The sequence below is a fragment of the Staphylococcus sp. MB377 genome (assembly GCF_001922505.1).
Lineage (GTDB): Bacteria > Bacillota > Bacilli > Staphylococcales > Staphylococcaceae > Staphylococcus > Staphylococcus haemolyticus.
In genome coordinates, this window is sequence record NZ_MAON01000055.1 from 1 (window position 1) to 13,158 (window position 13,158).

General features: G+C 34.8%; 12 protein-coding genes and 1 pseudogene. 11 read left to right on the forward strand and 2 right to left on the reverse strand.

Annotated elements, in window-relative coordinates:
- Both BB045_RS09270 and folD read right to left on the reverse strand, forming a co-directional pair.
- Positions 1-238: pseudogene (locus BB045_RS09270) on the reverse strand (ISL3 family transposase); the annotation flags it as partial.
- Between the two features lie 262 nt (positions 239-500).
- Entirely contained in the window at positions 501-1,358 is an 858-nt protein-coding gene (gene folD / locus BB045_RS09275) for a bifunctional methylenetetrahydrofolate dehydrogenase/methenyltetrahydrofolate cyclohydrolase FolD (protein ID WP_070581311.1), read from the reverse strand.
- A 211-nt stretch (positions 1,359-1,569) separates the two neighbouring features.
- Here folD and purE point away from each other — a divergent pair, with 211 nt between their 5' ends.
- From purE to purD, 11 genes are read left to right on the forward strand one after another with little or no spacing between them, the layout of a single operon-like run.
- Positions 1,570-2,052 carry a 5-(carboxyamino)imidazole ribonucleotide mutase gene (gene purE, locus BB045_RS09280; RefSeq protein WP_037549288.1) on the forward strand — a complete coding sequence of 161 codons (483 nt, stop codon included), beginning with the start codon at positions 1,570-1,572 and terminating at the stop codon, positions 2,050-2,052.
- A complete protein-coding gene (gene purK / locus BB045_RS09285) occupies positions 2,039-3,163 on the forward strand; it encodes a 5-(carboxyamino)imidazole ribonucleotide synthase (RefSeq protein ID WP_070581310.1) in 1,125 nt (374 codons plus the stop codon). Before purE ends, purK begins: the two co-directional genes overlap by 14 nt.
- A 3-nt stretch (positions 3,164-3,166) precedes the next feature.
- Positions 3,167-3,871 (forward strand): phosphoribosylaminoimidazolesuccinocarboxamide synthase, encoded by a 705-nt coding sequence (gene purC, locus BB045_RS09290; protein WP_070581309.1) that lies wholly within the window; start codon positions 3,167-3,169, stop codon positions 3,869-3,871.
- On the forward strand, positions 3,871-4,131 hold the full coding sequence (gene purS / locus BB045_RS09295; protein WP_033079949.1) for a phosphoribosylformylglycinamidine synthase subunit PurS: 261 nt from the start codon (positions 3,871-3,873) through the stop codon (positions 4,129-4,131). The genes purC and purS overlap by 1 nt, the downstream gene beginning before the upstream one ends.
- Before the next feature lies 1 nt (position 4,132).
- The gene (purQ, locus tag BB045_RS09300; protein WP_033079948.1) at positions 4,133-4,804 is read left to right on the forward strand and encodes a phosphoribosylformylglycinamidine synthase I; all 672 of its coding nucleotides are present in this window, start codon (positions 4,133-4,135) and stop codon (positions 4,802-4,804) included.
- Positions 4,797-6,986 (forward strand): phosphoribosylformylglycinamidine synthase subunit PurL, encoded by a 2,190-nt coding sequence (gene purL / locus BB045_RS09305; RefSeq protein WP_070581307.1) that lies wholly within the window; start codon positions 4,797-4,799, stop codon positions 6,984-6,986. Before purQ ends, purL begins: the two co-directional genes overlap by 8 nt.
- Positions 6,965-8,449 carry an amidophosphoribosyltransferase gene (gene purF, locus BB045_RS09310; RefSeq protein WP_070581306.1) on the forward strand — a complete coding sequence of 495 codons (1,485 nt, stop codon included), beginning with the start codon at positions 6,965-6,967 and terminating at the stop codon, positions 8,447-8,449. Before purL ends, purF begins: the two co-directional genes overlap by 22 nt.
- Complete coding sequence (gene purM, locus BB045_RS09315; RefSeq protein ID WP_070440301.1) at positions 8,442-9,473, forward strand: phosphoribosylformylglycinamidine cyclo-ligase; 1,032 nt, start codon at positions 8,442-8,444, stop codon at positions 9,471-9,473. The genes purF and purM overlap by 8 nt, the downstream gene beginning before the upstream one ends.
- Positions 9,473-10,039, forward strand: coding sequence for a phosphoribosylglycinamide formyltransferase (gene purN / locus BB045_RS09320; RefSeq protein WP_070581305.1), 567 nt, complete (start codon positions 9,473-9,475; stop codon positions 10,037-10,039). Before purM ends, purN begins: the two co-directional genes overlap by 1 nt.
- 15 nt (positions 10,040-10,054) lie before the next feature.
- Positions 10,055-11,533 (forward strand): bifunctional phosphoribosylaminoimidazolecarboxamide formyltransferase/IMP cyclohydrolase, encoded by a 1,479-nt coding sequence (gene purH / locus BB045_RS09325; RefSeq protein WP_075140705.1) that lies wholly within the window; start codon positions 10,055-10,057, stop codon positions 11,531-11,533.
- A 34-nt stretch (positions 11,534-11,567) separates the two neighbouring features.
- Positions 11,568-12,806, forward strand: coding sequence for a phosphoribosylamine--glycine ligase (gene purD, locus BB045_RS09330; protein ID WP_070581303.1), 1,239 nt, complete (start codon positions 11,568-11,570; stop codon positions 12,804-12,806).
- Positions 12,807-13,158 lie beyond the last annotated feature (352 nt).

The following is a 13,158-nucleotide window of genomic DNA, read 5'->3' on the forward strand; positions in this document are numbered from 1 at the left end:
AATAAGCGGGCATTTCCATAATTTTAAGTAAAGTAATCGTTGAGGTTTTCTTACCATTTTTTACTATAGAGAAATTTTCATTTTTAGTTGAACAATTTTCACAATGTGTAGGTTGATAAGTGAGCTCAGCATAGTAAAATAAGCTCATTCGTCCTTTGTGCTTTTTCTCAATCACTTCATCTGAAAAATTTAGATTTTTATCTTTAATTCTTAATGTATTTAATATAGACTTACACATAGGCGCATTACCTTTCTTTTTTATTTTGTTTGGTAGCTAATAATTATAGAGGTAATTGCGCCATTTTTGTATTCAAACATAAAAATTGGACTGATGATTTTTAGTCATCAGTCCAATTTATTATAGAGCCATAAATTATAAATGAATAAAGCACATAGATGATATTTAATAAACATCATCTATGTGCTTTTATTTCGCTTTATTTAATTGAAATTTAAACGAGTTTCTCAACATACATATAGTTTAAGTAAGAATAATTATATTATTTAATGCCACGACGCATTTTTTCAGCTAATAATGTATTATTAAGCACCATAGTAATTGTTAATGGGCCAACGCCACCTGGAACTGGCGTAATTGCACCGGCAACTTCTTTAACTTCTTCAAATTCAACGTCACCTTTTAATTTACCATTCTCATCTGGAGTGTTACCAACGTCAACAATAACAGCGCCTTCTTTTACATCATCTTTAGTTACTAAACCTGGTTGACCAACTGCGCTGACAATAACATCAGCATCTTTCAAATGACTATGCATGTCTTTAGTACGTGAATGTAGAATAGTTACTGTAGCGTTAGCTTGTAATAATAATTTTGATACTGGTTGACCGACAATATGGCTACGACCAATAACAACTGCATTTTTACCTTCTAAATCAATATCAGCATGTTTAAGAATTTCCATAATGCCTAGTGGCGTACATGGAACAAAAGTTTGCTCATCAATATATAACTTACCGATATTTGAAGGGTGGAAGCCATCAACGTCTTTTTCAGGATTAATCGCTTCTAAGATTTTTTGTTCACTTACTTGTTTAGGAAGAGGTACTTGAACTAATATTCCACTTACTGAATCATCATTGTTTAAACGGTCTAATTCTTTTAATACTTCTTCTTCAGAAGTATCCTCATCTAAATGAACAATTTCAGAAATCATACCGATTTTTTCAGCAGCTTTCTTTTTAGAGTTTACATAGCTTTGACTCGCACCATCATTACCTACTAAGATTACGGATAATTTTGGTGTGTAACCTTTTTCTTTTAATGCTTCAACTTGATTTTGTAAACCTTGTCTGTAGTCCTTAGAAATTTGTTTCCCATCTAAAATTTTTGCAACCACAAAAAATTCCTCCTTGTTTGTTTAAATCATACTTTTACCTTAACTTTAAATCTTCTGTCACGTCAATCGATAGCTGAAAGACGTAAATTAAAAGCAAAAATTAAGTTAAAGTTCGATTTTTGATTGAAAAAGCATCTCATGATTGTTATGCTATATCTGTAATATACAACTTATCGTAACTAAATTTCAAACTTTTGAAAGGGTGTACAAAGTGAAAGTAGCGGTTATTATGGGTAGTTCTTCAGATTGGAAGGTTATGCAAGAAAGTTGTGCGATGTTAGATAAATTCGAAATACCGTACGATAAGAAAGTCGTTTCGGCACATCGTACGCCTAAATTAATGTATGAATTTGCAAGTCAAGCTAGAACACATGGATACGATGTCATTATTGCTGGTGCAGGTGGTGCTGCACATCTACCAGGAATGGTTGCATCAATGACAACAATACCAGTTATAGGTGTACCGATTGAGTCAAAAAGTTTAAAAGGATTGGATTCTTTATTATCGATTGTTCAAATGCCAGGAGGTATTCCGGTGGCTACAACTGCAATAGGTAATGCAGGTGCAAAAAATGCTGGGATATTAGCTGCGAGAATTTTAAGTATTAGTAATGAATCAGTTCGTAAACATTTAGATGAATATGAGCAAAGTCTAGTAGATAAAGTTGGTGAAATGCAAAATGAACTTCAGTAAATTAAAGTTCGGTGACACGATTGGTATTATTGGAGGCGGTCAATTAGGTAAAATGATGGCTCAATCTGCTCAAAAAATGGGCTTTAAAGTCATTTGTTTAGACCCTAACCCTGATAGTCCGTGTAAATCAGTAGCTCACGAATTTATAACTGCCGCTTATGACGATGAAGAAGCTTTGCATGAACTCGGTGAGAAATCTGATGTAATCACTTATGAGTTTGAAAATATTTCAGCTGAACAACTTATTCGTCTAACTCAAAAATTCAATATTCCTCAAGGTTATCAAGCTATTCAATTACTACAAGATCGTTTAACTGAAAAACAAACATTACAACAAGCAGGATCTAAAATTGTTCCTTTTTTACCTATTAAAGAGGAAAAAGACCTAAATGTTGTGATTAATCAATTAGGATATCCATTTATAGTTAAAACGCGTTTTGGTGGATACGACGGTAAAGGACAAGTATTAGTTAAAAATGAAGAATCCATTCAAGAAGCTAAAGATCTCATTTCACAACATGAGTGTGTAGCAGAACAATTTCTTGATATTGCACTCGAAGTTTCTTTAACTGTTACGATTGGTAACCAAAAACAAATTACGTATTTCCCTCTTCAAGAAAATGAACATCGAAATCAAATATTATTTAAAACCATTGTGCCTGCGAGAAGTGATAAGGAACAAGAAGCTAGAGATGAAGTAAATAAAATTATTAATGAAGTACATTTTGTAGGTACGTTTACAGTCGAATTCTTCATCGATAAATCAAATCATTTATATGTAAATGAAATTGCACCACGTCCACACAATTCAGGACATTATTCAATTGAAGCTTGTGATTATTCACAATTTGATACACATATATTAGCAGTTACTGGACAAAATCTTCCAAAAGAAATTGAGATTTTAAAACCTGCAGTGATGATGAATTTGTTGGGTCGCGATTTAGATTTATTAGAAGATAAGTTCGCTAATCATCCAGAATGGCATGTTCATATTTATGGGAAACCTGAACGTAAACCTAATCGTAAAATGGGACATATGACAATTTTAACGAATAATGTCGATGAAACTGAGAAAGATATGCTCAAACAGTTTGAAGGGAGAGAATAGTTAATGGCGCTATTATATGAAGGAAAAGCGAAAAGAATTTTCTCAACAGACAATGTAGGTCAATTGAGAGTTGAGTATAAAGATGAAGTTACGGCTGGTAATGGTGCAAAAAAAGACAAAATGGAAGGTAAAGGACGATTAAATAATCAAATTACCTCTATAATATTTGAATATTTAGCTCAGCATGGAATTGCGAGTCATTTTATTAAGCAGCTTTCTGAAACGGAACAATTAGTTGAAGAAGTTAAAATCATTCCACTAGAAGTTGTAGTACGTAACATAGCAACAGGTTCTATAACGAAACGTTTAGGTTTTAACAAAGGTTACGAATTCGAAGCACCGTTAGTTGAATTTTTCTATAAAAATGACGACTTAAATGACCCGTTAATTACGGATGATCACGTTAAACTTTTAAAAATAGCGAGCGATAGTGAAATTGAAACACTAAAAACTATGGCTAAAGATATTAATAAAGTATTAGTTCAATTGATGGATGAGATGGATTTAAGATTAGTTGATTTTAAAGTTGAATTTGGTAAAACTTCTGACGGTAAAATTTTATTAGCTGATGAAATTTCTCCAGATACATGTCGTATTTGGGATAAATATTCTGATTCTAACTTTGATAAAGACGTCTATCGCAATGATACAGGTTCACTTATTGACACATATACAACATTTTTAAATAAATTGGAGGAATTAAAATAATGAAAACTATTGAACTTCACATTACATTACAACCACAGGTGTTAGATACTCAAGGACAAGCACTAAATCGAGCTGTTCACGACTTAGGTTATAAACAAGTTAATGATATTCGTGTAGGTAAAGTTTTATACATGACGGTTGACGAAGCAACTGATGAAGCGGTCGATAACATTGTGACGACATTAAGTGAAAAGTTATTCGCAAATACTGTAATTGAAGAATATAGTTATAAAATCGTTGACGAAAAGGAGAATGCATAAAATGAAATTTGCAGTTCTCGTATTCCCAGGATCTAATTGTGATAGAGATATGTACAACGCAGCGATTAAGTCAGGTGCGCAAGCAGATTATGTTGATTATCGTGAGACATCATTGGAAGGTTATGATGGCGTATTAATCCCTGGTGGTTTTTCATTTGGAGACTATTTACGTTCAGGTGCAATGGCGAGTGTAGCACCAATAATTAACGAAGTAAAACGCTTGGCTAATGATGGCAAACCCGTTCTAGGTGTATGTAACGGATTCCAAATTCTCACTGAGATTGGTTTATTACCTGGTGCATTACTCCATAATGATTCTCATTTATTTATTAGCAGAAATGAAAATCTAAAAATTGCTAATAATCAAACTCCTTTTACAAATTTGTATGGTGAGAATGAAATTGTAGTTTATCCAGTAGCGCATGGCGAAGGTCATTATTATTGTACAGATGACATATATAACGAATTAGTTGAAAATAATCAAATTATCTTAACATATGAAGATAATCCAAACGGCTCTCATGAAAATATTGCAGGTATTGTAAATAAAGCAGGTAATGTTTGCGGAATGATGCCACACCCTGAACGTGCGCTTGAAAAAATTCTTGGAACTGACAGTGGCGTGAAATTATTTGAAGCAATGGTTAATAGTTGGAGGGAACAAAATGTCTAAGTTTATCGAACCTAGTATTGAAGAAATTAAGTTTGAAAAATTATATCAAGATATGGGCTTGAGTGACGCAGAATATAACAAAGTTTGTGAAATATTAGGAAGAGAACCTAATTTTACAGAGATAGGCATCTTCTCGGTTATGTGGAGTGAACACTGTTCTTACAAGCACTCTAAACCATTCTTAAAACAATTTCCAACTACTGGTGAGCATGTCTTAATGGGACCAGGTGAAGGCGCAGGTGTTGTGGATATTGGTGATAATCAAGCAGTAGTATTTAAAGTTGAATCACATAACCATCCGTCAGCTATCGAACCTTATCAAGGTGCTGCAACTGGTGTAGGTGGCATCATTAGAGATATCGTATCAATTGGAGCTAGACCAATCAATCTGTTAAACAGTCTACGTTTCGGTGAATTGTCAGTTAAACAGAACCAACGTTTACTTAAAGGTGTAGTACGTGGTATTGGCGGTTATGGAAATTGTATCGGTATACCTACAACAGCTGGAGAAATTGAATTTGATGATTGTTACGATGGAAATCCATTGGTTAATGCCATGTGTGTAGGTGTTATTGATCATGACATGATTCAAAAAGGGACTGCTAAAGGTGAAGGTAACTCAGTCATTTATGTAGGTTTAAAAACAGGCCGTGATGGTATTCATGGTGCAACTTTTGCATCCGAAGAATTAACTGAAGAAAGTGAAAGTAAAAGACCATCTGTTCAAATTGGGGACCCTTTTGTAGGTAAAAAATTAATGGAAGCCACATTAGAAGCGATTACTTTCGACGAATTAGTTGGTATTCAAGATATGGGGGCCGCTGGTTTAACATCTTCATCATCAGAAATGGCAGCTAAAGGTGGCAGTGGTCTTGAATTACATTTAGATCAAGTGCCTACACGAGAACCAGGTATTTCACCTTATGAAATGATGCTTTCTGAAACACAAGAAAGAATGTTATTAGTAGTTGAAAAAGGTACTGAACAAAAATTCTTAGATTTATTTGAAAAACATGAACTTGATAGTGCAGTTATTGGTGAAGTAACAAATACTGACCGCTTCGTACTTAAATATGAAGATGAAGTATTCGCGGATATACCGGTTCAATCACTTGCAGATGAAGCGCCGGTCTATGTTTTAGAAGGTGAAGTGAAAGAGTATAACACATCTAAAAATGACTATAGTTCTATAAATGTCGAAGAAACATTCAAGAAACTTCTAATACATCCAACGATTGCCTCAAAACATTATTTGTATGAACAATATGATCAACAAGTTGGTGCCAATACTATCATTAAACCAGGTTTACAATCTTCAGTTGTTCGTGTTGAAGGTACGAATAAAGCTGTAGCCTCTACAATTGATGGTGAAGCGCGTTATGTGTTTAATCAGCCTTATGAAGGTGGAAAAATGGTCGTAGCTGAAGCCTATCGCAATTTAATAGCAGTAGGTGCAACACCACTTGCTATGACGGATTGCTTAAATTATGGCTCTCCTGAAAAGAAAGAAATCTATCAGCAGTTAATTGATTCAACGAAAGGTATGTCAGAAGCGTGTGAAGTATTAAAAACACCGGTTGTTTCAGGTAACGTATCACTCTATAACGAAACACGTGGTACATCCATTTTCCCAACGCCTGTCGTAGGAATGGTTGGTTTAATAGAGGATATTGATTATCTGAATGATTTCCATCCTGAAGCTGGTCATAAATTATATTTAGTTGGTGAAACAAGAGATGACTTTGGTGGTAGTCAAGTTGAAAAATTATTATACGGTAAAGTCAATCATGAATTTGAAACGATTGATTTAAGTGATGAAGTTAATAAAGGAGAAGCAGTCAAGAATGCGATTAGAAGTGGCGTTGCTTCTCACGTACAAACAGTTGGTAAAGGTGGTTTATTGATCAGTTTAGCGCGTATCAGTGCTCATTATGGTTTAGGACTAGAAGCTTCAATTGACCTTTCAGATGCACAATTGTTTAGTGAAACGCAAGGTCGATATATTATTGCTGTTAAAGATGGACAGACGTTAAATATTGAGGGAGCTGTAGAAATTGGTCAATTAACAGATGTTGATGAATTTAAAGTTACTAATGCTCAAAGTTCGATTGTTGAAAAAGTCTCAGAGATTAAAGAAAGTTGGGAAGGAGCAATTGCACAATGTTTAACTACAGTGGATTAAACGAAGAATGTGGTGTGTTCGGCATTTGGAATCATTCAGAAGCCACTCAATTAACCTATATGGGACTTCACAGTTTACAACATCGTGGTCAAGAAGGTGCAGGTATTGTTGTATCAGATGGAGAAGTTTTAAAAGGTGAACGTGGTCTTGGATTGTTAACAGAAGCAATAAAAGGTGATCAAATGGATCAACTTAAAGATGGACACAACGCCATAGGCCATGTTCGCTATGCCACATCAGGTAATAAAGGGATTGAAAATATACAACCATTTTTATATCACTTTTACGATATGAGCGTTGCGATTTGCCACAATGGTAATTTAATTAATGCCCAGACGTTACGTCAATATTTGGAAAAACATGGTGCAATCTTCCATTCTTCATCTGACACTGAAGTGATTATGCATTTAATACGCAGAAGTAAAGCACCAACTTTTGAAGAAGCGTTAAAAGAGAGTTTGCGACAAATTAAAGGCGGATTCACATTTGCAATACTTACTAAAGATGCATTATATGGAGCAGTAGATCCTAATGCTATCCGTCCACTGGTAGTAGGTAAAATGCAAGATGACACGTACATCTTAGCTAGTGAAACATGTGCCATTGATGTATTAGGTGCTGAATACGTGCAAGATATCCATGCCGGAGAATATGTTGTTATTAATAATGAAGGTATTGAAGTGAAATCATATACGAGTCATACAAATACAGCCATTTCAGCTATGGAATATATTTATTTCGCTCGTCCTGATTCTACTATTGCTGGCAAAAATGTTCATGCTGTTCGTAAAGCATCTGGAAAAAAATTAGCACAAGAAAGCCCTGCAAATGCAGATATGGTTATTGGAGTACCCAACTCATCATTATCAGCTGCAAGTGGGTATGCTGAAGAAAGCCACCTACCTTATGAAATGGGGTTGGTGAAGAACCAATACGTAGCTCGTACATTTATCCAACCGACTCAAGAGTTAAGAGAACAAGGTGTCCGCGTTAAATTATCGGCAGTCAAGGATATCGTAGAAGGTAAACGAATTGTTTTAGTTGATGATTCAATTGTGCGTGGAACAACGAGTAAACGTATTGTCAGAATGTTAAAAGACTCCGGAGCAAAAGAAGTTCATGTAAGAATCGCTTCTCCAGAATTTATGTTCCCAAGCTTTTACGGAATAGATGTTTCAACGACTGCTGAACTCATATCTGCAAGTAAGTCACCACAAGAAATTTGTGATTATATTGGTGCAGACTCATTATCTTATTTAAGCGTAGACGGTCTAATTGAATCGATTGGATTAAATTATGACGCACCGTATAGTGGTTTATGTGTAGAGAGCTTTACAGGTGATTATCCAGCAGGACTATTTGATTACGAAGATAAATATTATAATAACTTAAGTCAACGTCAACAGGATTATATTAATAATCATAAACACTACTTTGATAGAGAGGGTAATATTCATGTCTAAAGCTTATGAACAATCAGGTGTTGATATTCATGCAGGTTATGAAGCGGTTGAGAGAATGTCTAGTCATGTTAAACGAACAATGCGTAAAGAGGTACTAGGTGGTTTAGGTGGATTTGGTGCTACCTTTGATTTGTCTCAATTAAATATGAAGGCGCCTGTACTAGTTTCTGGTACAGATGGTGTTGGTACTAAATTGAAATTGGCTATTGATAATGATAAACACGACACAATCGGAATAGATGCAGTAGCAATGTGTGTAAATGATATTTTGACTACTGGTGCTGAACCATTATATTTCTTAGATTATATTGCAACGAACAAAGTTGTTCCAGAAGTAATCGAACAGATTGTTAAAGGTGTAAGTGATGGATGCGAAGAGACTAACACTGCACTTATTGGTGGAGAAACAGCTGAAATGGGTGAAATGTATCATGAAGGTGAATATGACCTTGCCGGATTTGCTGTTGGAGCAGTCGAGAAAGACGACTATATTGATGGATCAGCAATTCAAGAAGGTCAAGCCATCATTGGTTTAGCCTCTAACGGAATACATTCAAATGGTTATAGCTTAGTACGTAAATTAATTAAAGAATCTGGTATTGATTTAAATGACGATTTTGATGGTCGTACGTACTTAGAAACATTTTTAGCCCCAACGCAATTATATGTTAAACCAATTCTTGCTTTGAAAAAAGCTGTTCAAATTAAAGGAATGAATCATATCACTGGTGGTGGTTTCTATGAAAACATTCCACGTGGATTACCTGATGGATTAGCAGCGAAAATTTATACACAAGCTTTTCCTACACCAAAAGTATTTGATTGGTTACAACAACAAGCTAATATTGGAACGGATGAAATGTACAATGTCTTTAATATGGGTATTGGTTTCACAGCCATAGTAGATAAAAAAGACGTTGCACAAACACTTGATATCTTAAAACAACAAGGTATTTCTTCTTACGAAATAGGTGAAATCATTGCCAATGCAGAGTCACCCATTTTACTTGAGGGGGTAGAATAGTGACTAAAGTAGCTATATTTGCATCTGGATCAGGTAGTAATTTTGAGAATATTGTGCTAAAAGCAGATAAAGGGGAGCTCAACAATATAGAAATTACTTCATTATATACTGATCATCACGATGCTTATTGTGTTGAACGAGCCAAACATTTAAAAGTAACAGTTAATATAAATGAGCCTAAGGATTTCACTACTAAAGCAGATTACGAACAACATTTAATAGAACTGTTAAAGCGTGAAGAAGTTGAATGGATAATACTTGCTGGCTATATGCGATTAATTGGATCTGATTTATTAGACGCTTACGAAGGTAAAATTTTAAACATCCATCCATCACTATTACCGAAATATAAGGGGAAAGATGCAATTGGACAAGCGTTTAATAGTGGCGATAAGGTAACTGGTTCAACTGTACATTATGTTGATAGTGGTATGGATACGGGAGAAATTATTGAACAACGACAATGTGATATAAAACAGGACGATACTAAAGAGAATTTGGAAGAACGTGTAAAGCGTTTGGAGTATGAACTTTATCCAAGTGTTATAGCTAAAGTTATTAAATAAGGAGTTAATCTAATCATGAAAAAAGCAATTTTAAGTGTCTCAAACAAAAGTGGAATAGTGGAGTTTGCTAAATCTTTAATCAAATTAGATTATGAATTATATTCAACTGGAGGAACTAAAGGTGCTTTAGAAGATGCTTCTGTACCGGTGAAATCTGTTTCAGAATTAACGCAATTTCCTGAAATTATGGACGGACGTGTTAAAACATTACACCCGGCAGTACATGGTGGCATTTTAGCAGATCGTGATAAACCTGAACATTTAGAACAGTTATCAGAACAACATATTGATTTAATCGATATGGTAGTAGTTAACTTATATCCTTTCCAAAAAACAGTCGCCAAACCGGATGTAACAGAAACAGAAGCAATTGAAAACATCGATATTGGCGGACCTACAATGTTACGTGCTGCAGCTAAAAACTTTAAACATGTGACTACAATTGTACATCCAGCTGATTATAATGAAGTCATTGAACGCATAAAGGAAGACCGACTCGATGAGGATTTCCGTAAAGAATTAATGATTAAAGTTTTTGCACATACGAACGAATATGATCATGCCATTGTAAGTTATTTCAAAGGTGATAGTGAACAATTAAGATACGGTGAAAACCCTCAGCAATCAGCGCGTTTTGTTCGTACTTCGAATAGCAAACACACAATTGCAGGTGCTAAACAATTACATGGTAAAGCTTTAAGTTTTAACAATATTAAAGATGCTGATTCTGCACTTTCACTTGTTAAGAAATTTAAAGAGCCTGCTGCCGTTGCAATTAAACATATGAACCCTTGTGGTGTTGGTATTGGCGACAATATTGAAACTGCATTTAAACATGCTTATGATGCAGATAATCAATCTATCTTTGGTGGCATTATCGCATTAAATAGAACAGTAACTGCTGATTTAGCTGAAACATTACATGCTATATTTTTAGAAGTAGTGATTGCTCCAAGATTTACTGATGAAGCTTTAGACATTTTAACTAAAAAGAAAAACATACGTCTATTAGAAATAGATATGACGATTGATAATCGTGAAGAAGAATTTGTTTCAGTTTCAGGTGGGTATTTAGTTCAAGATAAAGATAACTTTGAGGTAGCTATAGAAGACATGAAAGTAGTAACTGAAAAAGCGCCTACAGATGATCAATGGGATGCAATGCTACTTGGTTGGAAAGTGATTCCATCTGTTAAAAGTAATGCTGTTATATTGAGCAATACCAAACAAACTGTAGGCATTGGTGCAGGTCAAATGAACCGTGTTGGTTCAGCCAAAATAGCTTTAGAGCGTGCTATAGAAATGAATGACAATGTTGCTTTAGTATCAGACGGCTTTTTCCCAATGGATGATACGGTTGAATTAGCTGCAAAACATGGTGTCAAAGCCATCATACAACCGGGTGGATCAATTAAAGATCAAGACTCAATAGATATGGCGAATAAATATGGTATTGCCATGGTGACTACGGGCATGCGTCACTTTAAGCATTAATTAATCATTCAAAATAATGGAAGGGGTAATATTAATGAATGTTTTAGTTATCGGAGCAGGTGGTCGAGAGCATGCTTTGGCAAATAAATTACATCAATCACCGTTAATTGATCAATTGCACGTAATTCCAGGTAATGATGCTATGGCTAATGTTGCAAGAGTGCATACTGAGATTGCAGAGTCTGATCATGAGTCAATCTTAAACTTTGTTAAAGAAAATAAGGTTGAATGGGTGGTTGTTGGTCCTGAACAACCATTAATTGATGGTTTATCTGATAAATTACGTCAATCAGGAGTTAAAGTGTTTGGTCCTAATAAAGATGCAGCTCAAATTGAAGGATCTAAGCTGTTCGCTAAAAAAATTATGCAAAAATATAATATTCCAACAGCAAAATATAAAGAAACAAATAACAAAACAGATGCGCTGGCATATGTAAATCATTGTGATTTACCAATTGTAGTTAAAAAAGATGGTTTAGCTGCTGGTAAAGGTGTAATCATTGCTGAAACACGTGAAGACGCAATTAAAGCAGTAGAATCACTTTATCCTGAAGAACATGGTGAAGTGGTCTTTGAGCAATTTTTAGAGGGTGAAGAATTTTCATTAATGACATTTATTAACGGGGATTATGCAGTTCCATTTGATTGTATTGCGCAAGACCATAAACGTGCTTTTGATAATGATGAAGGACCAAACACTGGAGGAATGGGTGCATATTGCCCGGTGCCACATATTACTGAAGATGTCTTAGAACGCACAAATAAAGATATTGCACAGCCTATTGCAAAAGCGATGAAAGCTGAAGGTTATGATTATTTTGGATTACTTTATATTGGTGCTATTTTAACGTCAGAAGGCCCGAAAGTAATTGAATTTAATGCGCGCTTTGGTGATCCTGAAGCTCAAGTTTTATTAAGTCGTTTGGAAAGTGATTTAATGGCTCAAATTGTTGCTTTAGATCGTAAAGAACCTATTCTATTTCAATGGCAAGATGATTTTGTTGTAGGAGTTATGCTAGCTTCTAAAGGATATCCAGGTGCTTATGAAAAAGGAGCTAAAGTAACAGGCTTTGAATTAAATGATACTTATTTTGTGAGTGGATTGCGTAAAGAAGATGATGCATTTGTTACTTCAGGAGGCAGAGTTATATTAGCTGTTGGAAAAGGAGAAACAATTGAAGAAGCGCAAAAAGCAGCCTATAAAAATGTAGAAAAAATTAAGAGTGATAATCTATTTTATCGTAGTGATATTGGAAATAAAGCATTAAAATAAGTGAATATATAATTGTAGCCTGAGACATAATTCAATGACTCAGGCTACAATTATACAATTATATATTGGCAGTAGTTGACTGATTTAAAAATGCCATTGTAACAAGCTTTTTTTATTCTAATCAACCTTGCCTGGTAGGCGGGCCTCAGCAAAGAGAATTTCATTAAGAAATTCTACAAGCTAAGCAAGTTGGGGTTTGGGGCCCCAGCAAAGAGAATTTCATTAAGAAATTATACAAGCTAAGCAAGTTGGGGTTTGGGGCCCCAGCAAAGAGAATTTCATTAAGAAATTATACAAGCTAAGCAAGTTGGGGTTTGGGGCCCCAGCAAAGAGAATTTCATTAAGAAATTAT

Coding starts and splice junctions, on each gene's coding strand:
- purK (WP_070581310.1), top strand. CDS start 2,039: ATGAACTTCAGTAAATTAAAGTTCGGTGACACGATTGGTATTATTGGA.
- purF (WP_070581306.1), top strand. CDS start 6,965: ATGTTTAACTACAGTGGATTAAACGAAGAATGTGGTGTGTTCGGCATT.
- purL (WP_070581307.1), top strand. CDS start 4,797: ATGTCTAAGTTTATCGAACCTAGTATTGAAGAAATTAAGTTTGAAAAA.
- purH (WP_075140705.1), top strand. CDS start 10,055: ATGAAAAAAGCAATTTTAAGTGTCTCAAACAAAAGTGGAATAGTGGAG.
- purD (WP_070581303.1), top strand. CDS start 11,568: ATGAATGTTTTAGTTATCGGAGCAGGTGGTCGAGAGCATGCTTTGGCA.
- purQ (WP_033079948.1), top strand. CDS start 4,133: ATGAAATTTGCAGTTCTCGTATTCCCAGGATCTAATTGTGATAGAGAT.
- purS (WP_033079949.1), top strand. CDS start 3,871: ATGAAAACTATTGAACTTCACATTACATTACAACCACAGGTGTTAGAT.
- purM (WP_070440301.1), top strand. CDS start 8,442: ATGTCTAAAGCTTATGAACAATCAGGTGTTGATATTCATGCAGGTTAT.
- purC (WP_070581309.1), top strand. CDS start 3,167: ATGGCGCTATTATATGAAGGAAAAGCGAAAAGAATTTTCTCAACAGAC.